24 protein-coding genes are annotated in these 22348 nt (G+C 63.1%); 10 read left to right on the top strand and 14 right to left on the bottom strand.

Annotated features, from left to right (window positions below; translation table 11 throughout):
• Position 1 precedes the first annotated feature (1 nt).
• The 6 genes from QN413_RS19670 to QN413_RS19645 form a co-directional block, all read right to left on the bottom strand.
• Positions 2-1162, bottom strand: a complete 1161-nt coding sequence (locus QN413_RS19670; RefSeq protein ID WP_323498267.1) for an ABC transporter substrate-binding protein — start codon at positions 1160-1162, stop codon at positions 2-4.
• Between the two features lie 37 nt (positions 1163-1199).
• The gene (locus QN413_RS19665) at positions 1200-1742 is read right to left on the bottom strand and encodes a 3-isopropylmalate dehydratase (protein ID WP_323498266.1); all 543 of its coding nucleotides are present in this window, start codon (positions 1740-1742) and stop codon (positions 1200-1202) included.
• A 17-nt stretch (positions 1743-1759) separates the two neighbouring features.
• Positions 1760-3028 carry a 3-isopropylmalate dehydratase large subunit gene (locus QN413_RS19660; RefSeq protein WP_323498265.1) on the bottom strand — a complete coding sequence of 423 codons (1269 nt, stop codon included), beginning with the start codon at positions 3026-3028 and terminating at the stop codon, positions 1760-1762.
• 50 nt (positions 3029-3078) lie between these two features.
• Complete coding sequence (locus QN413_RS19655; RefSeq protein WP_323498264.1) at positions 3079-4656, bottom strand: FAD-binding oxidoreductase; 1578 nt, start codon at positions 4654-4656, stop codon at positions 3079-3081.
• A gap of 46 nt (positions 4657-4702) precedes the next feature.
• Positions 4703-5608, bottom strand: coding sequence for an MBL fold metallo-hydrolase (locus tag QN413_RS19650; protein WP_323498263.1), 906 nt, complete (start codon positions 5606-5608; stop codon positions 4703-4705).
• A 173-nt stretch (positions 5609-5781) separates the two neighbouring features.
• Positions 5782-5925: a hypothetical protein gene (locus tag QN413_RS19645; protein WP_323498262.1), complete on the bottom strand. Its 144-nt coding sequence runs from the start codon at positions 5923-5925 to the stop codon at positions 5782-5784.
• Between the two features lie 130 nt (positions 5926-6055).
• Here QN413_RS19645 and QN413_RS19640 point away from each other — a divergent pair, with 130 nt between their 5' ends.
• Positions 6056-6913: an IclR family transcriptional regulator gene (locus QN413_RS19640; RefSeq protein ID WP_323498261.1), complete on the top strand. Its 858-nt coding sequence runs from the start codon at positions 6056-6058 to the stop codon at positions 6911-6913.
• 43 nt (positions 6914-6956) lie between these two features.
• Here the strand turns inward: QN413_RS19640 and QN413_RS19635 are convergent, their stop codons facing one another.
• Positions 6957-7832, bottom strand: a complete 876-nt coding sequence (locus QN413_RS19635) for an isocitrate lyase/PEP mutase family protein (protein ID WP_323498260.1) — start codon at positions 7830-7832, stop codon at positions 6957-6959.
• 198 nt (positions 7833-8030) lie between these two features.
• Positions 8031-9104, bottom strand: coding sequence for an SDR family oxidoreductase (locus QN413_RS19630; protein WP_323498259.1), 1074 nt, complete (start codon positions 9102-9104; stop codon positions 8031-8033).
• Between the two features lie 83 nt (positions 9105-9187).
• Between QN413_RS19630 and QN413_RS19625 the strand changes: the two genes are divergently transcribed.
• The 3 genes from QN413_RS19625 (at position 9188) to QN413_RS19615 (ending at position 10657) form a co-directional block, all read left to right on the top strand.
• Positions 9188-9541: a DOPA 4,5-dioxygenase family protein gene (locus tag QN413_RS19625; RefSeq protein ID WP_323498282.1), complete on the top strand. Its 354-nt coding sequence runs from the start codon at positions 9188-9190 to the stop codon at positions 9539-9541.
• A gap of 157 nt (positions 9542-9698) precedes the next feature.
• Positions 9699-9866: a DUF2256 domain-containing protein gene (locus tag QN413_RS19620; protein ID WP_323498258.1), complete on the top strand. Its 168-nt coding sequence runs from the start codon at positions 9699-9701 to the stop codon at positions 9864-9866.
• Positions 9867-9925: 59 nt separating this feature from the next.
• Positions 9926-10657, top strand: coding sequence for an SDR family NAD(P)-dependent oxidoreductase (locus QN413_RS19615; protein WP_323498257.1), 732 nt, complete (start codon positions 9926-9928; stop codon positions 10655-10657).
• 73 nt (positions 10658-10730) lie between these two features.
• Here QN413_RS19615 and cadR read toward each other — a convergent pair whose 3' ends face one another.
• On the bottom strand, positions 10731-11177 hold the full coding sequence (gene cadR / locus QN413_RS19610) for a Cd(II)/Pb(II)-responsive transcriptional regulator (RefSeq protein ID WP_323498256.1): 447 nt from the start codon (positions 11175-11177) through the stop codon (positions 10731-10733).
• Between the two features lie 98 nt (positions 11178-11275).
• Here cadR and QN413_RS19605 point away from each other — a divergent pair, with 98 nt between their 5' ends.
• Positions 11276-13546, top strand: coding sequence for a heavy metal translocating P-type ATPase (locus QN413_RS19605; protein ID WP_323498280.1), 2271 nt, complete (start codon positions 11276-11278; stop codon positions 13544-13546).
• Positions 13547-13561: 15 nt separating this feature from the next.
• On the opposite strand, the gene QN413_RS19600 is transcribed toward QN413_RS19605, so the two are convergent.
• Both QN413_RS19600 and QN413_RS19595 read right to left on the bottom strand, forming a co-directional pair.
• On the bottom strand, positions 13562-14476 hold the full coding sequence (locus QN413_RS19600) for a hypothetical protein (protein WP_323498255.1): 915 nt from the start codon (positions 14474-14476) through the stop codon (positions 13562-13564).
• The gene (locus QN413_RS19595) at positions 14473-14784 is read right to left on the bottom strand and encodes a high-potential iron-sulfur protein (protein WP_323498254.1); all 312 of its coding nucleotides are present in this window, start codon (positions 14782-14784) and stop codon (positions 14473-14475) included. The genes QN413_RS19600 and QN413_RS19595 overlap by 4 nt, the downstream gene beginning before the upstream one ends.
• Before the next feature lie 274 nt (positions 14785-15058).
• Between QN413_RS19595 and QN413_RS19590 the strand changes: the two genes are divergently transcribed.
• Positions 15059-16363: an ArgE/DapE family deacylase gene (locus QN413_RS19590; protein WP_323498253.1), complete on the top strand. Its 1305-nt coding sequence runs from the start codon at positions 15059-15061 to the stop codon at positions 16361-16363.
• A gap of 66 nt (positions 16364-16429) precedes the next feature.
• Here the strand turns inward: QN413_RS19590 and QN413_RS19585 are convergent, their stop codons facing one another.
• The 3 genes from QN413_RS19585 to QN413_RS19575 all read right to left on the bottom strand — a co-directional run bounded on the left by QN413_RS19585 (position 16430) and on the right by QN413_RS19575 (position 19507).
• Positions 16430-17071, bottom strand: a complete 642-nt coding sequence (locus tag QN413_RS19585; protein ID WP_323498252.1) for a phosphatase PAP2 family protein — start codon at positions 17069-17071, stop codon at positions 16430-16432.
• A 125-nt stretch (positions 17072-17196) separates the two neighbouring features.
• Complete coding sequence (locus tag QN413_RS19580) at positions 17197-18399, bottom strand: MFS transporter (RefSeq protein ID WP_323498251.1); 1203 nt, start codon at positions 18397-18399, stop codon at positions 17197-17199.
• Positions 18400-18733: 334 nt separating this feature from the next.
• On the bottom strand, positions 18734-19507 hold the full coding sequence (locus tag QN413_RS19575; RefSeq protein ID WP_323498249.1) for a tRNA-uridine aminocarboxypropyltransferase: 774 nt from the start codon (positions 19505-19507) through the stop codon (positions 18734-18736).
• A gap of 133 nt (positions 19508-19640) precedes the next feature.
• On the opposite strand from QN413_RS19575, the gene QN413_RS19570 reads away from it, so the two are divergent.
• From QN413_RS19570 to QN413_RS19550, 4 genes are all read left to right on the top strand, one after another.
• Positions 19641-20141 carry a peptidoglycan DD-metalloendopeptidase family protein gene (locus QN413_RS19570; protein WP_323498248.1) on the top strand — a complete coding sequence of 167 codons (501 nt, stop codon included), beginning with the start codon at positions 19641-19643 and terminating at the stop codon, positions 20139-20141.
• Between the two features lie 204 nt (positions 20142-20345).
• Complete coding sequence (locus QN413_RS19560; protein ID WP_323498247.1) at positions 20346-20684, top strand: hypothetical protein; 339 nt, start codon at positions 20346-20348, stop codon at positions 20682-20684.
• Positions 20685-21164: 480 nt separating this feature from the next.
• Positions 21165-21806, top strand: a complete 642-nt coding sequence (locus QN413_RS19555; RefSeq protein WP_323498246.1) for a glutathione S-transferase family protein — start codon at positions 21165-21167, stop codon at positions 21804-21806.
• A gap of 270 nt (positions 21807-22076) precedes the next feature.
• Positions 22077-22268 carry a hypothetical protein gene (locus tag QN413_RS19550; RefSeq protein ID WP_323498245.1) on the top strand — a complete coding sequence of 64 codons (192 nt, stop codon included), beginning with the start codon at positions 22077-22079 and terminating at the stop codon, positions 22266-22268.
• The last annotated feature ends 80 nt before the right edge of the window (positions 22269-22348 follow it).

Below are 22348 nucleotides of genomic sequence, written 5' to 3'. Positions count from 1 at the left end.
CCTACTTGGGTGCGACCCAGGGCACGATCTTGCCTTCAGCAGACCAGGCCACCACCAACGTGCCAGCCGTCTCTGCCTGGCCGTTGTTCATGGCCTCCCCGCCATAGACCTGATGGTCGATCTTCGTCACCTTCGACAGTGCCTGGCCCAGCGCCTCGCGGGTCGGTTTGCCGGAAAGCGACTTCAACCCCTGTGCGATGAACCACACCACCTGGTAGCCCTGGGCCGAATAGATGTCGGGCGCCGCGTTGAACTTCTTCTGGTAAGCCGCGACGAAAGCCTTGGCTTCTGGCGTTTCCACGATCGAGTCGGAGAAGCTGACCGGGAACGGTACGCCGACGACCGAGTCGCCCATCTTCTTGAAGATGGAAGCCGGCGACAGCACGTCGTTGCCGACGATGGTCTTGGCGTAGCCGCGATCCTTCAGCGCGGTGATGGCACCGGCGGCAGCACCCTGCGTCGCATAGACCAGGATGATGTCGGCCTTCAGACCCATGGCTTGCGTCGCGGCCGCGGTGAAGTCCGTGTCCTTCGTCAGCACGCTGACCACCCCGGCGGTGGTCACGCCCTTGGCCTCGAGCGCTTCGCGGGTCGCGTTCATGCGACCCTTGAAGGCGTCGTTGTCGGCCGCGAGGATGTAGGCGGCGGTCTTCGGCTTGACCGCATCGACGATCGTGAGCGCGGTGGCTTTGTCTTTGGGGCCGGGCAGGATCGTCATGCTGTAGACATAGGGCAGCTGCGGCAGGCCGGCCGCCGTCGCGCCGAAGATCACGAGCGGTGTCTTCGCCTCCGTCACGATCGGCTTCAGGGAGCCGGCAACCGGCGACAGGATGCAGCAGCTGATCGCCAGCAGCGAAGGGTCGGCCACGAACTGATTGGTCGCCTGGATCGCGCGGGCGGCATCGCTGCCGCTCTCCTTCGGGTCCAGCACGATCGAGGCGCCGCCGAGGTACTTCTGCGTCTTGACCTCCTCCGCTGCCAGCTGCGCGCCGTTCCAGTAGGACTGGCCGGCCGAGGCGATGGCGCCGGTGTTCTCGGTAACGAATCCGACCTTGTAGTCGCCCGGCGCGAGGCCCTGAGCGGACACCGGTCCGACATGGACGAACAATGCAGCCAGCGCTGCACCTACCAACGAAACATTCTTCAAGTTCCAGCTTTTCATCTCTTGTCTCCTCAGGGTGGTTGTCTTGGTCGGCTGTTCAAGGTTGCGCATGTTGAACAGTCCGCGTCTTGTCGGCGAGAAATCTTTTCTTCAGATAGGTCTCGAGTCCGCCCGCTTCCAGCATGTCGAGGTCGGCGCGCGGCAGCGGCTCGAAAGCGATCTCGGCGCCCTGCGTCAGGTTGCGCACGCAGTGGCCCGCCCAGTCGACTTCCAGTTCATCCCAGCGTTCGGCGAACTGGAGGATGCCGGGGCACGGCACCTGCGGAAAGCCCATGCTGATTTCACCGCGCCAGTAGCCCGGAGAAAACGACTCGGCAATGACGCCCGCGATGCCCATGTGACGCATGGCTTTCATCGGCGGATAGTGAGGATGGCCGTAGCCGAAGTTGTGGTTGCCAAGCAGCAGATCGCCGGGCTTCACCAGACTGGCGAAGGCGGGGTCGTATTCCTGCATCGCAGCCTTGCTCAGCTCGTCGATGTTGGTGGTCTTGATGTTCTTGACGCCGACGATCTGGTCGACGTCGAAGTCGATCTCGTCGAACTTGAAGGCCACGCGGCCGCGCAGGTTCATGAGTGCCATGCTCTTCTCCTTGGCCGTTAACCGTTACCGGCGAGGTACGGACGCGGGTCGGCGATCTTGCCTTCGACCGCAGAGGCCGCGAGCACCGCGGCGTTGCACAGGTAGATCTCCGAATCCGGGCTGCCCATGCGACCGCGCACATTGAGCGTGCCGGTGGACACGGCGCGCTGGCCCGGTGCCATCGTCGCGATGCGGCCGAAGCAGTAGTCGCACGACGGCGACGACACGAAGGCGCCGGCCTCGACGAACACCGACAGCAGACCTTCCCGCGCTGCGGCAGCCATGATTTCCTGGCTGGTCGGTACCACGTGCAAAGCGAAACCCGGTGCGACCTGTCGGCCCGCCAGCACCTGGGCAGCAGCGCGCAGGTCTTCGATGCGACCGGAGGCGCAGGAGCCCAAATAGCCTGTATGAACCGGAAGGTTCAGGTAGTCGCTCAGGTCGCGTGTGTTGGCCGGACTCGGCGGGATCACGATGATGGGCTCGAGCGTCGACAGGTCGATCTCGTGTCGCGCTGCGTAGTGCGCGTCCTCGTCGCTGTAGACGGGTTCGAGCTTGATGCGGGCGCGCGGCATGGCGTATTCGAGGCGCTTGGCATCGGGATTCACGATGGCCGTCACGGCGCCGGTGAACATCGCCAGACCGGTGATGGTTTGCAGGGCGTCGTTCGACATGTCGGCCACCGCCGGCCCACCGATCTCCAGCACCTGGAAGCGACATGAAGCCGCACCCAGCACACGCACCAGGTGATGGAACACATCGCGCGCCATCACGCCGGGCTGCAACTTGCCGACCAGATCGACGCGTGTCGTGTGCGGCACGCGGATCGAGACCCGCTCCAGTGCAAAGGCCTCGAGCACGTTGCGCCTGAGACCCATGGCCAGCGTGCCGAAGGTGCCCAGCTGGCTCACATGGCCGTCGAAGTGAACCACGAACGCGCCTGGCGTGGCGTAGCCCACTTCGGACGACACCTGGTGCCCGATGCCCTTGCGTTCATACAGCTTCACGTCGTTGATGGTGGTCCATTCACGCGTGCCCTTGTGCAGCTCTTCTTCAGCCGGCGAGATGGCTGGGACCATGTGGTCGATGAAGATGCCGAAGCGTTCCGGCTCGGGCATCTTGGTGATGCCGAAGTCGTCTTTCAACTGCTTGAAGATCACGTCGGTGTAGCCCGGGAAGTCGTAAGCCAGCACGAAGTCGGGCTTTGCCATGACCTCGTCGCCGGCCTTGACGGACGCCAGGCCCGACACGCGCGCGAGGATCTTTTCGGTGATGGTGAAACCCATGGATTTGTCTCCAGTTCGAGAGTGTTTTTCAGTGCTCGGCGCGCGTGGACTCAGGCCGCGTTGCGCAATCCGAGCGAGCCGGGATTCATGAGGCCCTTGGGGTCGAGTGCCCTCTTGATAGCCGTGAGCATGTTCCAGGTCGCTGGCTGCATCACTTGTTGCAGCGGATAGTCACGGCCGATTTGCCAGTTGACACCGCCCAGTTCCAGGTAGACCTGCTGCACGCCCTTGCGCAAGGCGATCACGGCCTCACGCGCAGGCAGATTGGCGGGACGGTCGAGCCATGGCCCGACCACGTCGTCACCGAGACTCTGGCGGTGCAGCGGCGTGATCTCGTCCTGCCAGTAGAAGGCCGGTTCGAGGAAAAATTCGTTGCCGACGGTCATGGTGAGGTGCGACAGGATGATGCCGTGCTGCTTCATCATTGGGGCCTGACTCTCGAAGTACGCCGCACTCGCCTCGACCACGCGCGCGGTCTCGCTCATCGGGAACACCGCATGGATCGGGACCCAACGCTGACCATCCGCGCCGAGCATGCCGCGCACCGGGTTGAAAGGACGCGAGCGCATCACCCGCGCTGCGGCGTTCTCGATCTCGATGCCATGCTTCTTGCCGATGGCGCGCAGCGCTGCCAGGTTGGCGGTCAGCGCATCGGCCGTCTTGCCCTCGACGACGAGGTGCAGCGAACACGCATGGTCGGCCAGGTAGTTCGCGCCGGTCGTCGCCACGTTCACTGCATCCTTGATGCCCTGGAACAAACCTTTCGACGAACGCGCAACACTGCTCAGGATCTTCACGCCGTCTGACAACTTGTTGACGCTCGCCGAGTTCAACGCCTTGGCGCGGTCGATGCCGAAACCTTCGGAGATCGCCTGTACGGCGCTCATCTCGGCCTGGGCCAATGCCATCGACTTCATGTCTTCGAAGCCGAAACCCAGGTAGTCCAGATGCTGGGGCGCCGCGTCGAGCTTGAGCGTGGCACCGAGCTTCAGACCGAAGGCGCCGGTGTCTCCGAGAAACAGGCCCGTCATGTCCGGCCCTGCATAGCGGGTGAAGGGCTTCGTGCCCACACGTCCGCCCGAACCGGTGGTCACGACCTCGCCGCTGGCGAGCAGCACGGTCACGCCCAGCACGCTGGCGGCGACAGTCCCGTGCAAGGTCGATCCGAAGAAGGCGCTGTTCTGAGACAAGGCGCCGCCGACCGTGGCGTTGATGCCAGACAACGGACCCCAGTAGCCGGTGTTCATGCCGGTGGCCTTCAGCGCTTCGTGCACCTGCGCCCAGGTGCAACCGGCCTCGACCGTGATGTACCGGTCGGGCACGTTGATCTCCAGCACCTTGTTCAGCTTGCGCGTGTCGATGACGATGGTTTGCGTGCTCTCCGGCAGGTAGCCCTTGGTATAGGACATGCCGCCGCCGCGCGGCACGATGGCGATCTCGTGCGCCGCTGCAGTCTTGACCGCAGCCACGGCCTGCGCCTGCGTTTGCGGCAACACGATGCACATCGGCACGATGCCCGGCTGCCAGAAGATATCGTTGGCGTAGTACTCGCACGTCACGCTGTCCGACAGCACCTGGGCGGAGCCCACGGCGTCGCACAGCGCTGAGAGAAAGGATTCGTTTGGCATTGGGAATGAATCTTTGTGGTGACCGTGCGATGTGAGAAGACCGGACTCAGCCGGCCACCACGAGGTCGTCGGCAGGCCGGAAGTCGTAGCCGGCCGCATGGCGCTTCACGTAACCGCCGTGCGGCGCGCCGAAGTGGGCAGGAAGCAGCAATGCGTTGCGGTCGTGGCAGTAGTCGAGAATGGAGCGGCGCGTGGCGCGAGCCTCGCTCGCCATCTCGCAGAAGCGGCTGTTCCAGTCGGGGCGAAACACCTGCATCGGCTGGTGCAGCGAGTCGCCGGGAAAGATCGCCGCGTCGTTGCCGGATTCGAGCTTCAGCATGCCGTGACCGGCCGTATGGCCGATCGCGTCATGGAAGAACAGGCCTTCGATGATCCTTGAACCGTCGTCGATGAACTCGGCTTGCCCGGCCTCGATGACCGGCATCACGCTGTCTTCTATGACCGCGATGTTCTCCGGCATCGTGAGGTGGCCGCCGGTCGGCGATTGCCAATGCTCGAATTCGCGGCGCGAGAAGATGTACTTTGCGTTGGGAAAGGTCGGCACCCATTTGCCGTCCACCCATCTCGTATTCCAGCCGACGTGATCGATGTGCAGGTGCGTGCAGATCACGAGCGTCACGTCCTCGGGACGCACGCCGGATTCGGTGAGCCGGTCGAGGTACGGCAGATGCAGTTGATGGAAGCGCTCGAACAACGGAAGCGCACGTGTCTTGTCGTTGCCGCAGCCGGTGTCGATCAGGATGGTGTGCTTGTCGTCGCGGATCATCCACGAGTGCATGCTCGACATGACCTTCTGGCTGGGCTCGTCCCAAAACCGCGGCGTCGACAGCACCTTGTGCTCTTCGAAGATGTCGGGCGTGTAGTCAGGAAAGAGAAACTCAGGCTTGAATCCGGGCGTCAGCATTTCTTCAATGCGCGTCACGTGATACGAGCCGATCCGGAATGTCTTCATCTGTTTCGCCGTGGTCTCTTGGTGCGTCGATGTTAGGCAGGCCGTATCGGTCGCCTTACAGGGTAAACGTCCATGCCACCACAATGTGGCGAAAGAATTCCAGGTGTCAGGCCTATGGTTTGGAGTGAATGGGTCGAGCCGAGGGCTCGATCACTTCTCCACAATGTAGAGCCTCAATCGGCACTGAGGAATGCCTCGAGCAGCGTCGTGGCTTCGATGCCAAGAAGCGCTGCGGCCTCCTCCATCACAGCAGCAATGTGCGCGGCGCCTCGTGGATCGATGCGTGCCGAGCCGCCGATGCCCGGCAACTCGATCACCGTGATCGCCCAGCAGGCGGTTCGACTTGCTGAGCGTCTTCATAGACTCTATGCCAGGAGTCACCGGCACTCGCTGTACTCAGGGTTATTGGTTAGCAAACCACAATGTGGACTCCATATGATGTGAGCGATGGTCGCAAAAACACGAACAGCAACTGATCAGGCAAAAATCCTTCCACAAGGTGGAGAGTCCAGATCCGGTACGCAGAGCATCGAACGGGTGGTAGACGTGCTTCGCGTGATCGCCTCGCGTGGACGTCGCGGCATGCGTGTCGGCGAAGTCGTCGCCACTTCTGGACTGGCGGAAGCAACCTGCTTTCGGATGCTTCGGAGACTGGAGTTGGAAGGGATGCTCGATCGCGACCCGCACAGCAAAAAGTACTTTCTCGGGCCGCTGCTGCATGAGCTGGGCTTGCTTGCGCGCCCCCGCTACAGGCTCGCTGAACTGTGCGATGCAACATTGCAGCGCCTGGCTGAATTCACGCAAGACACGGTCTATCTGAGCGAGCGCAGCGGACTGGAAGCTGTTTGCGCCAACCGTGCACTCGGCGACTTCCCGATCAAGTCGCTGTCGCTGGACATCGGGGTGAGAAGACCGTTGGGCGTCGGTGCCGGCGGACTGGCGATCCTCTGTGCATTGCCCGCGTCCGAAGCCCACGCACTGGTCGAGGCGAACGCCCATCGCTATGAAAAGTTCGCGTCGTTCACAGCCGATTTTCTGTATGGCGCCATCGCGGAAGGCCGAAAGCGCGGCTACTCTTTTCTGGAGGGCGCCGTCACGCCCGGCACTGCATCGATCGGCGTGGCATTTCCGCCCGACAACCCGGTCGCGGCCATCAGCGTGGCAGCGATCGCTGGGCGCCTGCTGCCGGAACGCAGGCAGGAGATTGCGCGGCAGATGCACCGGGAGGTCGAGAAGCTTGTGGTTGCCTTGGCGGCTGCCAAGGTATCCGGCGACATGGCAGCAACGGACGCTACGCAGAAGTGACAGCGCTACCTTGCGCTTGACCTCGACTTTTTCGTATCCGTCTTCAGGTCATCATTTCGTAGTGCGTCTGCCGTTCCTCGATGGCCTTCCAGCCGATGACATCCTTGAATGCCGGCATGGACGTCTGACCGCAGGGAAGACTGCCGATGTCTCCGCCCCGGCGACTCGCCATCACCCGCAGGTTTTCCTGCAGCGCATGGACCGTGCTCATCAGCGTGATCAGCGGATAGCTCGCGAAGGCCGCGACGGACTCGATCTGTTCCCGCGTGAGATCGGCCATCCATAGGCCCTGCATCAACTGCAATGACAGCCGACGCCCCGTCACCTCTTTCAGCTTGACCAGATCCTCGTAGCGACTGAAGGTGCGCGAGATCGGCTGGATCAGATCGGCGCCCGCCTCCGCATACTGTGCGCATCGGTCGATGGCCTCGGACGGATCGAGCACGTCGGTGCGCGCAACGATCAAAAAGTCGGGGTCGGTTCGCGCGTCGACTGCTGCCTTGATCTTTGCGACAGCATCGCGCACCGGAATCACCGGCATGTTCGATGCCGCTGCGGGACAGCGCTTGGGACTGAACTGGTCTTCGAGTTGAATGGCGACCGCCCCCGTCTTCTCGAACTCGCGCACCGTGCGAGCCATGTTTATCACGTTGCCATAGCCGGTATCGGCATCGGCGAACACGGGCTTGTTCACCAGATTGACGATGCGATCCACGACAGCCACGTTCTCCGTGAGCGTGTAGATCTCCACGTCGGGCTGGCCCAACAGCGCCGCTGAGATTCCGAATCCGGTGGTGAAGATGCCGTCGAAATCCGACTGGTCGACGAGCAGTGCAGACAGTGCGTCTTGCGCTCCCGCCATCCAGAGAGTGGGTCCTGACTGGATGCGCTGGCGCACCGCCTTGCGATGGTTTTTCATGGGGGCTCCTTGCGAATTGAATGGACATCGGCACGTCAGCTTGTCCCCACAATGTGGCGACAACCGGGATGCCATCGAGGCATTAATTACATTGCCCGCACGACCGGTGCTCTACAAGGTTTACCCTCAAGTCTCCACATCGTGAACAAGATCTACAGGCAGTTCCGTCGAAGAGCTACGGTGTTCATCTAGCACCCGTCAAGGAATCACGCGCTCAGCCCTCAGCTTGTCGAACAAATCCGTGAACGCATCCGGCGTGCTCTGGAAATCCAGGAACCCCGCCTTGCGACTCTTGGTCATGTCGGCCAGCACCTCCATCGGCCGGCCGAGGTCTGCGTCGGTGTGCCACCACGACACGAGGTTGTCGACATTCGCCTCTTTCAAGGCATGACGTTCGGCGATCTCCTTCCATTGCCCTGCGCAGCCTTGCATCCGCTCGGCCAACGGGCGCATGGTGCCGTCGAAGTCAGCTGCTTCGATGCCGAAGTATTCGGCCAGCCGGGGCCACAACCATTTCCAGCGAAACACATCGCCATCGACGACGTTGAAGTCCTGATTGCGTGCTGCCGCGGTGTCTGAGGCCCACGTGAGATGACGGGCGAGCAGCCGCGCATCGGTCATGTCGGTGAGACCTTCCCACTGCGCCGCAGACCCCGGGAATACGAACAGTTGGCCCGTCTGCTTGCAGAGCGTGGCATAGACGGCGAGCGTCACACCCATGTTCATCGCGTTGCCGATGGCGAACCCGATGATGGTGTGCGGCCGATGCACGCTCCAGCTGAAGCCATGGCGCTCGGCGGCCGCGAAGAGCCTGTCTTCTTGTTCGTAATAGAAGTTGTCGACCGGCTGCCGCCCTTGCTCTTCGCGGAACGGCGTCATGGGCACGTTGCCGGTGCCGTACGCCTCGAAGGGGCCGAGGTAATGCTTGAGCCCGGTGACCAGTGCCGCATGGCCGCCGCGCAAGCCGGGGCCGACGGCATCGAGCACGTTGCTCACCATGGCGCCGTTGACGCGGATGTTCTCTTTCTCGTTCGCCTGTCGCGCCCAGGCAGTAAAGAACACTTTGGAAAACTCGATGCCATCGAGTGAGCCTAGAACTTCAGCCAGCGCGACAGGATCGGTCAGGTCTGCCGTGAGGGGCTTCACGCCGGCAGCGACGGGCGTTCTGCCGCGGGAGAGACCATAGACCGATGCGCCATCGGCGAGCAAATGCACTGCAAGTGCACTTCCAATGACACCGCTGACCCCGACGATGAGCGCGTTTTTCTTCATTCCGACAATCCTGTTCATAGTTCGCCATGGACAATAGACGACTGGCCTCGCAATGGCGACCTCAAGGTCTTCCGGCAATGAACATGACCCTGTTGAATCCTTCGACCATCGGCAGCTGGCACGCCCACGTGTACTTCGACGCCGCGACAGGAGCGGCGGCCTGGACGCTGCGCGAAACCATCGAGATCGAATTGGCCGGCCGCATCGCCATGGGCCGCTTCCACGAGAAGCCGGTGGGACCACACCCGATGTGGAGCTACCAGCTGGCCATCTCGCCTGACGACTTTCCGCACGTACTGGGGTGGCTCGCACTCAACCACGGCACGCTCGACGTGTTCGTTCATCCGAACACCGGCGATGCGCTGCGCGATCACCGGGACTGTGCTGTCTGGCTGGGCAAGTCCCATGTCTTGAATCTGGCGGGGTTCACTGGCTGAGTTCACTGGCTGAATATTTTTCAGCCCGAGTGCATCCAACCGCACATGGGCTAAGTCTGAAGGTTTGACCCGGATTTGACTCGCCTAAAGTGCGACAGCCACCGAGTTTGCCTCGATGTTGACCTCAAATCGACCCGGAAACTCGTAGCATTGCGACATGGCAAAGAGCAAAGAAAGCTTTAAAGGCAACAAGGCAGCGCTGCCCAGCAAACCCTGCGTGAGTTGTGGCCTGACCATGACCTGGCGGCGTCGATGGGCGAAGAACTGGGCCGAGGTGAAGTACTGCTCGGATGCCTGCCGCCAAAAGCCACGTCCGGCCCAATAAATCCGGCAGCACACAGCCCGCTGATCTCACCCAACTCAATCACCGTCGCAATACATCCCATGACTTCGATCGTTCTCATCACGGGCGCCAGCGGTGGCATCGGCCGCGCCTTGGCACACCAACTGCACGCACAGGGCTTCCGCGTCGCCGCGGCAGGGCGCGACCTCGACCGCCTGGCCGATGTGGAAGCCGCCGTGCGGATCGCCGCCGACACCACCACGCCCGAAGGCGCAGCCCAGGCCATTGCCGCCTGCCAGGAGGCGCTCGGCGCCGCGCCCACCTTGCTGGCGCACTGCGTGGGCAGCACCCTGATCGCACCGCTGCACCGCACCCGAGAGGATGCCTACCGCGAGGTGATGCGCGTCAACCTCGACAGCGCCGTATTCATGCTGCAGGCCTGGATTGGCGCTTTGCAGGGCGGGCCCGGTGCGGCAGTATTCGCGAGCTCGGTGGTGGCGCGAATCGGCGTTGCCAATCACGAGGCGATCGCTGCGGCCAAAGGTGGCATCGAAGCCCTGGTGCGCAGCGCCGCAGCCACCTACGCCGCGCAGCGTCTACGCATCAACGCCGTGGCACCGGGCATGACCGAAACGCCGATGACGGCCAGCATGCTGAAGCTGCCCGCCATGCGTGACGGCGCCGCGCGCCAGTACCCTTTGGGCGGCGTGCAGACTGCAGAACAGGTGGCTGACGTCATGGCCTGGCTGCTCAGTGACGGCGCAGCCCGCCTCACGGGGCAGGTGATTGCGGTGGACGGCGGCTTCACTACCGTGCGGCCTCTCGTAAGGTAGCAGTCGGGCACTCCGGAGCGACATCCGTCACCGAGTCGTCGACCGGACCGACGCCGCTCACGCGCACTGAGCTTCAGTGCGTGCCGTGCACGTGCTTCGTGACTGCGCGCTTGAAAGCCCGGGCCGGCCCCTCGCTCGACAGCTCTTTCAGAATGCCGCAATCGCCCGAAGCGGCGGTCGTCGAACACTGCTCCAGAAGGCCCTTCAGCTGCTTCTCCAAAGCACGCAATTCGCGGATGCGCTGGGCGACGTGCCCGAGATGGTCTTCCAGCAGCTCGCCGACCCCGCCACAGTTTTCCTGCGGCGATTCCTTGAAGCGAAGCAGCGCACGAATCTCGTCCAGCGCCATATCCAGCGAGCGGCACCGACGGATGAACATCAGCCGTTCGACGTGCTCCAAGCCGTAGATGCGGTAGTTGCTCTCGGTCCGCGCCGGGGTCGGCAACAGCCCTTCCTTTTCGTAGAAGCGGATGGTCTCTACGGGTGTGTCCGTGGCTTGCGCCAGTTCACCGATCTTCATCGAAATCCCTCCAAAAAACCGTTTGGAAATTTGCGCTTGACTCTAAACCCGCTACAGGGTTTCCAATCGAGCCAATGACAAAAACCGCAATGCCTGAAATGAAAGAGAAGCCGCCCGCCATCGCGGCCAAGACAACCGTTCCCGCCGGCGCAACGGTGTTCCGCATTCCGGCTATGGACTGTGCGGTGGAAGAAAGCGACATCCGCCGCGCGCTCGACAAGGTCGTCGGCATCAAGAGCCTCAACTTCCAGCTGGGCGCACGAACGGTGGCCATCAACGCGCCTGCCGAGGTGATTCCGCTGGCTGTCAAGGCTATTCAAAGCGCAGGTTACGAACCAATGCCGGTGAGCGCGTCTCGAAGCGACGCAGGCCAAGCCGCGACCCACACAGCCGAGGACGGCCACCACGGCCACGACCATGCGGGGCATGACCACGACCACGACCACGATCACGGCCACGCTCATGTCGAGCAATCGTCCAGTGTGATTCGCCTCGGCGCCGCGCTCGCACTGGCCATCGGCGCCGAGACGCTGCATTTCTTCGCCAGCGATGTCCCCGCGATGAAGTACGTCGGCCTCGGCATGGCCGCAATCGCAATCTGGCTGTCGGGCGTCGAGACCTATTCGAAGGGCATCAAGGCGCTGAGCCGCGGCCGGCTGAACATCAACGCGCTGATGAGCGTGGCCGTCACCGGCGCCTTTGTCATTGGCCAGTGGCCGGAAGCCGCGATGGTCATGGCGCTCTACGCCATCGCCGAGTTGATCGAAGCGCGTGCCGCCGATCGCGCCCGCAACGCGATCAAAGGCCTTGTCGCTCTTGCGCCGGAAGGAGCCGACGTACAGCAGGCGGACCGCAGCTGGAAGACGGTGCCATCGGCCGGCGTGGTGCTCGATGCCATCGTGCGCATCCGTCCTGGCGAGCGCGTGCCGCTCGACGGCGTGGTCACCGAAGGCCGCAGCGCGGTGAACCAGGCGCCGGTCACGGGCGAGAGCCTGCCGGTCGATCGCAGCGTCGGAGACACGGTCTACGCCGGCACCATCAACGAGACGGGCGAACTCCAGTTTCGCGTGACCGGCATTGCGTCCAACACGACGCTGGCCCGCATCATTCACGCGGTCGAGGAAGCGCAGGGAACGCGCGCACCGACTCAGCGCTTCGTCGACCGCTTCGCGGCCATCTACACGCCATCGGTCTTCGTGCTGGCGCTGGCCGTGGCCCTGCTCATGCCGTGGCTGACGGACGCCACCTGGCTCGAAGCCATCTACAAGGCACTGGTGCTGCTGGTGGTTGCCTGCCCGTGCGCGCTGGTGATCTCGACGCCCGTGACGATCGTCAGCGCGCTGGCGGCGGGCGCGCGGCGTGGCATCCTGATCAAGGGCGGCACCTATCTGGAAGAGGCACGCAACCTCAAGGCCATCGCGCTCGACAAGACCGGCACCATCACAGAGGGCAAGCCGAAGCTGGTCGACTGGATGGTGCTTCGCCCTGACGCGGACAAAGAGCAGGTCGGCCGCATCGCGACGAGCCTGGCGGAGCGCTCCGACCACCCTGTGTCGAAAGCCATCGCGCAAGGGCTCGGCTCGCCTGCCGCGCGTGCAGAGGCCGACACGGTTGAAGGCTTCATCGCCCTCCCCGGCCGCGGCACGCAGGGCACGGTAGGCGGACGCGACCACGCGCTCGGCAACCATCGCCTGATGCAAGAGCGCAACCACAGCAATGCAGAGATCGCGGCCCAGCTTGCCGCGCACGAGCAGCAGGGCCGTACGGTCACGCTGCTGGCAGACGATCGCGGCGTTATCGCCCTCTTCGCCGTGGCGGACACCATCAAGGAATCATCGCGCCAGGCCATCGCCGAGCTCAAGGCACTCGGCGTGACGCCCGTCATGCTGACCGGCGACAACACCGCGACCGCGAAGACCATCGCGGCCGAGGCCGGCATCGACGAGTCTCAAGGCAACCTGTTGCCCGAAGACAAACTTGCCGAGATCAAGGCGTTGCAAAAGCGCTTCGGCGCCACCGCGATGACTGGCGACGGCATCAACGACGCACCGGCGCTGGCGCAGGCCGACATCGGCTTTGCGATGGGCGCCATGGGCACCGACATCGCCATGGAAGCCGCAGACGTGGTGGTCATGAACGACGACCTGCGCCGCATTCCGGAAACCATCCGACTGTCGCGCAAGACGCACGCGGTGCTGGTGCAGAACATCTCGCTGGCGCTCGGCATCAAGGCCGTTTTCATGGTGCTCGCTCTGGTCGGCACGGCCACCATGTGGATGGCGGTGTTCGCCGATATGGGTGCGACGCTGCTGGTCGTCGCCAACGGGTTGCGGCTGATGCGGGCCCGGACGACTGCGGATCGGGCTTGAGGCGCGGCTTTGCAACTACACCGGCGTTGCAGCCGCCGCGGCCGCGCCTGTGAACGCGGGCCCGCTCACCTCCCTGGCCTCGTATCCCCGGTTCACATCGAGCCCGGTGATGCGCCAATCGTGAGCCGGCAATGCGATGGGATGCACGATCCGCTCGAACGACCGCATCGGCCACGTCACGCCAAAGCGGCGCTCATGCTCGAAGGTGTCGACCTCTGCCACCGCCCCTTGCGTGTTGGCGAAGCCTTCCAGCGTGAAGCGCATTCGATGTACGAGCCCGTCGCCGCGGTCGATGCACAGGGCGACGCGGTCGGTGGCGACTCGGCCCAAGCCTGGCGATAACCAAACGTCGACGACATCGCAGACGCGGCCATCGACGCGCTCGGTGCCGCCCGACTGCATGCGCAGCCCGCGGTCGTTCAACCAGAGCGGTCCGAGCAGAAAGAGCCCATAGCCTTCGGCCACGAGAGCCGCCGCCTGCTGCGCAGCGTCATCGGCGCTGCGCACGCCGTTGAACCACACCGCAACCTCGCCTGCGTCGTCCGGCGCCGTGCCACCCCTGCGCCACCAGACGTGCTTGTTGCCCTTCGCCCCGGTGTAGGCCTGTGCCACGACAGCGGTCGAAGGCAGCAGCCTTTCCTGCGAACTGCCGCGATAGCCTTCGTCGACGACTTCGGGCTGGATGCGACCCACCAGCGGCCGCCACTTGCCGCTGTAGCTGACATTGATATCGGTCATCTGCCGGTATGCGGCAAGGCCGTGCGCCTCTGCGCTGTCACGCAGCCGCGATACGGCACCTGCATCGTTCGCTGGTGGTTGCACGAGCGGCAGCGGCGTGGTGCAACCGCCCACGAGCCATGGCAGTGTCAGCGCGCCGAGCAACGTCCTGCGGCTGATCGCGCGCGAGGCCATTGCGTGCGAGTTCGTCATCCCTTTTTCGCCCAGGCGCTGCACCATCCCTTGGCGCTCACCTGTTTGCCGGCGAAGAGCGGGCAAGCACCGTTCGCGTCGGCGGGCTTGCCCTGGTACAACGCGCAACTGCTGCACATCTGGCCGGCGGCGTACTTCGGAAATTTCTTCGCGTCGACTCGGCTGGCGTCTGCCACATAGCCAAGCGCTGCAGCCTGCGGATCTTTTTCATCGACGGCGGCTTGCGCCATGGCGTCGAGCCCGAAGCCAGTGGCTCCAGCGGAAATGGTCAGCAGAAAGATGCGGCGTGTGGTCTCGGTCTTGTTCATCGTGGTCTTTCATGGTTGTGGGGAACTGGCACTGGCGGCTAGTAGCGCGCTCTCTGCTTTATTATTCATTTTCGTGAAACGATAATGAAGCGTTAAATGCGATTTTTCATATCGAATAACGATTCAATACCGCGTCATTCGAATTAGCGCCACAACGCATCGGCGGTCGAGCACGTTTTGGCGGCAACCCTACTTCGCCAGCGCCGCACCCCGCCACAACCGCACTGCCCGTTTCCAACGACACTGCCAATCCTTCGATAGCAGAATAGTCCCCATGCAAGAAGTCATTGAAGTCCTGGTGGACGAATCCGCCATCGTCGCCGCTGCCCATGCCCTGCGTGATGAAAGCGTCGCCATGCTGAGCGCGCTGGTCAAGCACCCTTCCCTGCTCGGCCACGAGAAGAGCGCGCAAAGCTTCATGGCCGAGCGCTTCGGCGAACTCGGCCTGCAAGTGGACGAGTTCGAGATCGACGAAGAAAAGCTGAAGGCGCACCCCGGCTATTCCCCTTCGATCGTCTCTTACGACGGCCGCACGAACGTGGTGGGCATCCACCGGCCGAGCGGCCGGTTCAAGGGCAACTCGCTGATCTTCAACGGCCACATCGACGTAGTGCCGACGGGCGCCGAGGTGCTGTGGGAGGGCTCTCCGTTCTCCGGCCGGGTCGAAGGCGATCGCGTCTATGGCCGCGGCGCATCGGACATGAAGGCCGGCATCATCGCGTACACGATGGCGTTCAAGGCGCTCAAGTCGATCGGCCTGGAGCCGGCGTCTCCCGTGTACTTTCAGTCGGTGATCGAAGAAGAATGCACCGGTAACGGCGCCCTCGCGTGCCTGGTGGCCGGCTACCGCGCCGACGCCGCCGTCATCACCGAACCGATCTCCGAGAACGGCATCATGACCTGCCAGATGGGCGTGTTGTGGCTCGCCATCGAAGTGCTGGGCAAGCCGGTGCACGCCTCCGTCGCGCAAACCGGCGTGGGCGCCATCGACTTCACTCACTACCTTTTCGGCGAACTGAAAAAGCTCGAAGACAGATGGAACGCACCGAGCGCGCGCTACCGCTCCTTCGCCCACCACGACCATCCGGTCAACTTCAACCTCGGCAAGATCAACGGCGGCGAATGGGCATCGTCCGTGCCTTCAGCCTGTCGCGCAGACGTGCGGATCGGCTTCTATCCGGACATGAAGGTCGGCAAGGTCAAGGCCGAAGTCGAGGCGGTGCTCGCCGCCGCCTACGAGGCGCATCCCGCCCACGCTGCACTGAGCTACAAGATCGTCTACGAAGGCTTCCAGGCCGACGGCTGCCACGTGCCGGACGACGCACCGATCGTTGTCGCCATCGCCAAGGCCCACAGAGACATCGTCGGCAAGGAAGCGACTTCAACGTCGTTCACCGGAACGACCGATGCCAAGTTTTTCAACCTCTACGGCGAGACGCCCGCCATCTGCTACGGCCCTTCGGGCGGCGCAAACATCCACGGCATCGACGAGTGGGTGTCGATCGACAGCATGATGCAAACGGTCGCGGTGCTGGCGGTGTTCATGGCACGGTGGTGTGGGGTGAATCGGTTGGGGTGAGCGAACGCAACACCACCGTCCTGAGCGGCGCGCGCACACGGCATAAAAGCGCCCGTTGGTGGACCCCTAGTGCGGTTGCGCACTCCGGCGAAGAGCGGTTCGTCGCCGGAGTTCGCGCACCAGCACTGAGCACAGAACCAGCCAAGCCGTGCCCCAGGCCGCTGCGGCGACCACGTCGCTGAAATAGTGGGCGCCGAGGTAGATGCGCGTCGTTGCCACCAACAGAACTGCCAGGCAGGCCGTCGCGTAAAGCGTCACCTGCCAGCCTAGCTTGGGCGTTCGCGTCGCGAGAAAGACGGCCAGCACGCCGTAGAGCAACGTTGCTGCCGTCACATGGCCGCTTGGAAAGCTATAGCTGGAAAGGCCCAGCAATGGCTCTTCGAGAATGGGGCGCCCGCGTTGAAAGATCTGCTTGAGCACCAGGTTTAACAACATGCCACCCGGCAGCACCAGAAGCAAGGTGAGGAGCCAGTACCCCTCTCGTCGCCACCCTAAGTAAACCGCGAACGCAAGGCCGATAGCGCTGATGGGAATGGCGTTATGGGCGTCAGTGACAAGCAACATCCAGCGCGTGACGCCGGCTGCCGAGTGCCGCTGAAACCAGTGCGTGATCATTTGATCGACCTTGACGAGCGGATCGCCGGTGACGACGTCTTCGGCCACCCCTGCGAAGAGCCACGTCGCGCCGATGAACAGCAGAACGCTCAAGGTCAGCCTCAGCCCCACTTCGCTGCTCGGGGACAGGCGGGCACGAGCGAAATCCAGTTGCGGCGCGAAACGCCGTATGGCGGCGGCGACATGCGGCGACGCGAGTCGGTGTTTGATCCAGTCAATCACCGCAAACGAAGCGGGGCGAACCGCAGGCCGAGCAGCGTCAACACGCAGAACGCCGCTCCGGCGATGAATGTTGCTGGAGCACCCAAACCGTCCCACAGCAAGCCGGCGAGAACGCTGGCTACAAGCACAGCCAACCCGCTCATCAGGTTAAAGAAGCCAAACGCCGTGCCGCGCAGATGATCCGGTGCCGCGTCGGCAACCATCGTCGCGAGCAGGCCCTGCGTCATGCCCATGTGCAGGCCCCAAAGCGACACGCCCAACAGGACACTGACCCAGTGCGAGTTCGACGCAAGCACCAGGTCGGCAGCAATGAGTATCAACAGACCCATCGAAAGTAACGCTCGGTGGCTCATACGGTCGGAGAGCTTGCCGAACGGATAGGCCGATAGCGAGTAGACCAGGCTCATCACAACCATGACGAGCGGCACCCAGGCCATCCGGATCCCGCTCTGTTGCGCCCGTAGGACCAGAAATGCCTCGCTAAAGCGGGCAAGAGTGAAGACTGCGCCCACTGCAACGACCCACCAGTAAGCGCGGTCGAGCTGGCGCAGGTTGTCTCGACGCAGAGGATTCGTCCGTTTCAAGCCGGCTTCACGCGCAGGCTCCCGGACGCCGACGCCCAGCAATGCGACGGACGCTATCGCAGGTATGACGGCGACCCAGAACACCGCCCGGAAGTCGTTTGACCAGGCGATCATCAGCCCCACTGCTACAAGGGGCCCGATGAATGCACCGACCGTATCGAGTGATTGGCGCAGGCCGAAGGCCGCGCCTCGAAGTTGTGGCGGCGCGATATCGGCGACCAAGGCATCTCGCGGGGCGCCTCGCACCCCCTTGCCAACCCGGTCCACTAGTCGCGCCGTCAGGACCATGCCTGTGGTCTGGGCTATCGCAAATAAAGGCTTAGAACAAGCGCCCAACGCGTAGCCGGCAATGGCGAAAGGCTTGCGCCGGCCGAAGTAGTCGCAAAGCACGCCCGAAAAGACCTTCACCATCAAGGCTGTCGCCTCGCCCACGCCCTCCACCAAGCCGACCATGAAGGCACTTGCACCAAGTGCAGACACCATGAATAACGGCAGCAGGCTGTGCACCATTTCCGAAGAGATGTCAGCCAAGAGGCTGACGAAACCGAGCGCCCAAATGCCTGCAGGCAGTCGCGTGGTGTTGATCGTCTCCGACGGATCTTCGTCTGTCGTCATCCTGGATGGCCTCTGGAGCCTTGTAAGGTGTTTCAGCGCGTGGTGGCCGACGCCGAACGATAACCCCGATAGGCGCCCTCAACTAAAGAGCTCCAAGGAAGGCGACCCCTCGTGCTGGCGCTCCGGCGCTCCCGCAATACCTGTGTATCCGCCGTCAACAGCGCCTGTCAGCAGCACTTACCTCTTTGCGACGCCTGGACGCGAGCCTGAAGCCGCCCTTCGCTTGCGTCGGCAACTGGCCGTTCAGCAATTTTGACGAAGGTCGGCTTCTCTTATTAATGCTGAAGGAACGCAACGGGCCCTGCTGCCGGCCACATTGATGGACGTACGACGGCTATCCGGCTTGAACCGGAAGTTCAACGCATATTGGCTGGCCAACAGACGCCTCGCGCAACCGCAGATGCGCGACCCCATCCCACGCGACAGGCAACTGATTCTTCGCCTGAAGATAGTGGTGCGTGAAGACCGCGAGGTACGCGTCCAGCGTTCGCTGCGCAATGTGCTCTCCCGCCAGATTCATGCAGAGCGCAGCCACTTCGCTGGTGCAGAAATGATCGTCGCGGCCGGAGCGGCGCAGCTTGTAGTGCGGTACCCGATCGGGCTGCAGACTGAGCACGGGCAATGGGTCGAGGTACCGGCTTTTCCCAAACATCTTGCGTGCCTCGGCCCAGGTGCCATCGAGCAGGATGAACAGCGGGCGCTTGACCGGTTCACCGTCGGCGGCGCTGGACGGCGCCACTGCATGCACCACCCGCTCCGGCGCTGCGTACTGGCCTGGGAACACGACGTAGGGTTGCCACTGCGGGTCGCTCAGCAAGGCCAGAAGTTCGGGGTCGGTTTCAGTGCGCGACCATCCGAATGCGAAGGTGTCGACCACCACATCGGCGATCAACCAGCCCGTGTTGCTCGGCTTGAGCGGCTCGATATCGGCCATGAGCAGGCACACGCCTGCACGCGTGACGACGGACGGACGCAATGCGCACATGCAGTGGCTGGTAACGAGACGGCAACCCGTGCAACGCTCACGCTTGAAACCACCACGGGCGAGGAAGGGTTTGGCACTGCGGGCCAGGCGCGCGGCGCGCAAGCGGGAGACGGCGTGAGGCATGCGGGGATTCTCAGGCGTCTTCGGCCCGTCAGAGAGCGCCATGTAGCATGAGCGATTGGAAAAAAGTCAGGGAAGTCAGAGACATATGGTGCAGAGAATTTGGGTGCGCGCAGCATTCGTCTTGGTTGCCGCAGTGAGTGCGATCGTGTTGGCAGGTTGCGCGAAGGATCAGCCAGCGAGCGTCAAGAGCGCCGCAAGCAAACAGAGCGGACCTCGGCAGGCGCCCGCAAAGCCGGGACCGTCGGAACAAGCCTCGCCGGCAACAGGCAACAGCAGCTTCGTGCGCCCCGCGGCGGGCAACACGATTGCAGGCTATGACGGGGTGCGCAACAAGGGCATCGACATCGACGGCAGCCGCGGTGATCCGGTTATCGCGGCTGCATCGGGGCGCGTCATGCTGGTCAGCAATTCGCTGCGGTCATACGGCACGATGATTATCATCAAGCACAACGCCAAGCTGATCACGGCCTATGCGCATCTGGATCGCGTGCTTGTGCGTGAAGACGAACAAGTCAAGCAAGGCCAGAAGATCGGCGACATGGGCAGTACGGGTACCGACCGCGTCAAGCTGCATTTCGAAGTCCGGAAGGATGGCGTTGCCACGAATCCAGCGCCGTATCTGCAAGGGAGATAAGCGACATCGATGTTGACGATGTCGCCCCACTTCAGAATCTTGGCCGGAGACGGGATGACACAACACATGGTTGACTGAGGTGAGGATGGTTTTAGGATCCTCCTGATACCCAGATACACCGCGCTGGTTGGCATGGCGCCGCACGTTCTCGATGTGGTCGTGGCAGATCCGTTCGAGCGTGTCCGTGCAGCGTTAAGCTGAAGCATGCCTCGCAGCCGCGCCGACCTTCATTTTCAGACGTCAGACAAGCGACTCACTGCCGTTTGCGAGTTGCGCGCTCTCGACACGGTGTGTCATCCCTACGCAGCCTTGACCCAGCTTGCTGGAGACTCCGCACAGACCTTTGCGGAGCAGGCCTCCGACGGCTGGCAGCGATGGGACGGCGAACTCAGGCGGACCGCACCCGATGCGCCCACGTCCCACGCGGTCATCGGTCGCTGCACTGTCTACTGCTTTCCATCGGACATGGAGCGCGACGAGTTCTGTCGCATGACCGGATCGAGGGCCGCGACGCTGGTACGGGTGTCGGCGGCACGGGGCTGATCAACGTCGGCGTTAGCGTCGAGTCGGCGAGTTCATTTGGGTGGTCCCCGCAGGCAGGCCCTGGATCGAAGAGCCCTGGGCTCGCGAACTGGAGGGCGGCGGCGTGCTGGGCGGAAATGCCGGGGCCACCTGCGGCTGCACAGGCGTCGAGCCCGCCCCACCCTGCGACTGCACACCTTTGCGTCCGACGCATGGCCGCCTCGGGTCGGAGCTGAAGGTGCCATCGGCACACTGCGCGGTCGTACCGGCGGGCGCGCCGCGGGTCGCTTGCGCGGACGCTTCGTTCACAGCACCCACGCAGAAAGCAGTTACTGCGTAGAACAACAAAAATCGACTCATGCCTCACTGTATGGCAGCCACCGAATCACTTGCGTCGGCGTGGGCAAACGCATCCCCGCAAGCACACCAGGATGTTCCGACCGCGTGCGCGGGCGGTGTCGGGGCAAGATCGAGCATCTCCAACCCTCCTGAAAATCAACTGTGCTCACCATCCATCACCTCGGCAAATCTCAGTCGGAGCGCATTCTCTGGCTCTGCGAAGAACTCGGCCTCGACTACGACCTCGTACACCACGTCCGTGACCCAGTCACCGGCCTTGCCCCGCCCTCGCTCGTGGCGCTACATCCCATGGGCACGGCACCCGTCATCGAAGACGGCGAAATCGTCCTCGCGGAATCGGGCGCCATCATGGAATACATCATCGGCAAACATGGCGGCGGGCGCTTGATGCTCGCGCCCACGCACCCCGACTACGCGCAATATGTTTTCTGGTGGCACTACGCAAACGGCAATTTCCAGCCTGCGATGGGCCGCAACATGGTGATGAGTCGACTGAACCTGCCCGTAGACAACCCGATCGCCGCGCGCATCCGGAGTCGACTGCTCGATGCTTTCACGATGATGGAAATGCGGCTCGGCAAGACCCCTTTTCTGGCCGGCGAGAGCCTGACCGCCGCGGACATCATGATGGTTTTCTCGTTGACCACCATGCGTTACTTCTTCCCGTTCGATCTCGCGCCGTACCCCAATGTGCGCGCCTATCTGCAACGCGTGGCGGCCCGCCCGGCGTACCAGCGGGCGATGCAAAAAGGCGACCCCGGAATGAAGCTGCTGCTCGAATGACCAAGCAACTGACAAAGTGAAGGGCACAGCAAAAGTTCCGCCACTTTTGCCAACTAGTTCCGAAAAAGTACGACAACGTGTACCTTTGACCGACTTGGCGTGTTGCAGCCGCGTGACTACGCTCGGGGCTTGGTTCTCCAAGGTGGTTTCAAGGGCCACACTTCCAAAGGCCCGCCTCGCGCGGGCCTTTTTTTGTCCTCCACGAGCGGGGTGGTTCGTCGACAGCAACCCCGCGTACATTTACGGACCATGAAAAACGCTCTGCTCCTGATGTTGCTGCTTGGCACAGGCGCGATCGTCTTGCTGCTGGCAGGCCGCCTGATTGACGCACGCAAGCCGAAGGGCGGCCACTGGGACATCGCCATATCGGCGATCGTCATTGCAGCGATTGCGGCCGTCGGCATTTTCCTGTCGACAGATCACGACGACTGGCTCCGCTCTATCGCGAGCAGCAAACGCTGAAGGTCCGCGGCGAGACATCGGTAAGACCTCGGCGCCCAGCCTGCCAGGACTCTTTTCTTTAAGCGTGCCCTAAGCCACGC

Origin of the sequence: Variovorax sp. LG9.2 (assembly GCF_035018885.1) — a bacterium.
Taxonomy (GTDB): domain Bacteria; phylum Pseudomonadota; class Gammaproteobacteria; order Burkholderiales; family Burkholderiaceae_C; genus Variovorax.
This window is presented reverse-complemented; position numbering and strand designations above follow the sequence as displayed.

What these genes read in the sequence shown, in the direction of transcription:
- QN413_RS19670 (WP_323498267.1), bottom strand. Translation starts at nt 1,162, where the DNA reads ATGAAAAGCTGGAACTTGAAGAATGTTTCGTTGGTAGGTGCAGCGCTG.
- QN413_RS19665 (WP_323498266.1), bottom strand. Translation starts at nt 1,742, where the DNA reads ATGGCACTCATGAACCTGCGCGGCCGCGTGGCCTTCAAGTTCGACGAG.
- QN413_RS19660 (WP_323498265.1), bottom strand. Translation starts at nt 3,028, where the DNA reads ATGGGTTTCACCATCACCGAAAAGATCCTCGCGCGCGTGTCGGGCCTG.
- QN413_RS19655 (WP_323498264.1), bottom strand. Translation starts at nt 4,656, where the DNA reads ATGCCAAACGAATCCTTTCTCTCAGCGCTGTGCGACGCCGTGGGCTCC.
- QN413_RS19650 (WP_323498263.1), bottom strand. Translation starts at nt 5,608, where the DNA reads ATGAAGACATTCCGGATCGGCTCGTATCACGTGACGCGCATTGAAGAA.
- QN413_RS19640 (WP_323498261.1), top strand. Translation starts at nt 6,056, where the DNA reads ATGGTCGCAAAAACACGAACAGCAACTGATCAGGCAAAAATCCTTCCA.
- QN413_RS19635 (WP_323498260.1), bottom strand. Translation starts at nt 7,832, where the DNA reads ATGAAAAACCATCGCAAGGCGGTGCGCCAGCGCATCCAGTCAGGACCC.
- QN413_RS19630 (WP_323498259.1), bottom strand. Translation starts at nt 9,104, where the DNA reads ATGAAGAAAAACGCGCTCATCGTCGGGGTCAGCGGTGTCATTGGAAGT.
- QN413_RS19625 (WP_323498282.1), top strand. Translation starts at nt 9,188, where the DNA reads ATGACCCTGTTGAATCCTTCGACCATCGGCAGCTGGCACGCCCACGTG.
- QN413_RS19620 (WP_323498258.1), top strand. Translation starts at nt 9,699, where the DNA reads ATGGCAAAGAGCAAAGAAAGCTTTAAAGGCAACAAGGCAGCGCTGCCC.
- QN413_RS19615 (WP_323498257.1), top strand. Translation starts at nt 9,926, where the DNA reads ATGACTTCGATCGTTCTCATCACGGGCGCCAGCGGTGGCATCGGCCGC.
- cadR (WP_323498256.1), bottom strand. Translation starts at nt 11,177, where the DNA reads ATGAAGATCGGTGAACTGGCGCAAGCCACGGACACACCCGTAGAGACC.
- QN413_RS19605 (WP_323498280.1), top strand. Translation starts at nt 11,276, where the DNA reads ATGAAAGAGAAGCCGCCCGCCATCGCGGCCAAGACAACCGTTCCCGCC.
- QN413_RS19600 (WP_323498255.1), bottom strand. Translation starts at nt 14,476, where the DNA reads ATGACGAACTCGCACGCAATGGCCTCGCGCGCGATCAGCCGCAGGACG.
- QN413_RS19595 (WP_323498254.1), bottom strand. Translation starts at nt 14,784, where the DNA reads ATGAACAAGACCGAGACCACACGCCGCATCTTTCTGCTGACCATTTCC.
- QN413_RS19590 (WP_323498253.1), top strand. Translation starts at nt 15,059, where the DNA reads ATGCAAGAAGTCATTGAAGTCCTGGTGGACGAATCCGCCATCGTCGCC.
- QN413_RS19580 (WP_323498251.1), bottom strand. Translation starts at nt 18,399, where the DNA reads ATGACGACAGACGAAGATCCGTCGGAGACGATCAACACCACGCGACTG.
- QN413_RS19575 (WP_323498249.1), bottom strand. Translation starts at nt 19,507, where the DNA reads ATGCCTCACGCCGTCTCCCGCTTGCGCGCCGCGCGCCTGGCCCGCAGT.
- QN413_RS19560 (WP_323498247.1), top strand. Translation starts at nt 20,346, where the DNA reads ATGCCTCGCAGCCGCGCCGACCTTCATTTTCAGACGTCAGACAAGCGA.
- QN413_RS19550 (WP_323498245.1), top strand. Translation starts at nt 22,077, where the DNA reads ATGTTGCTGCTTGGCACAGGCGCGATCGTCTTGCTGCTGGCAGGCCGC.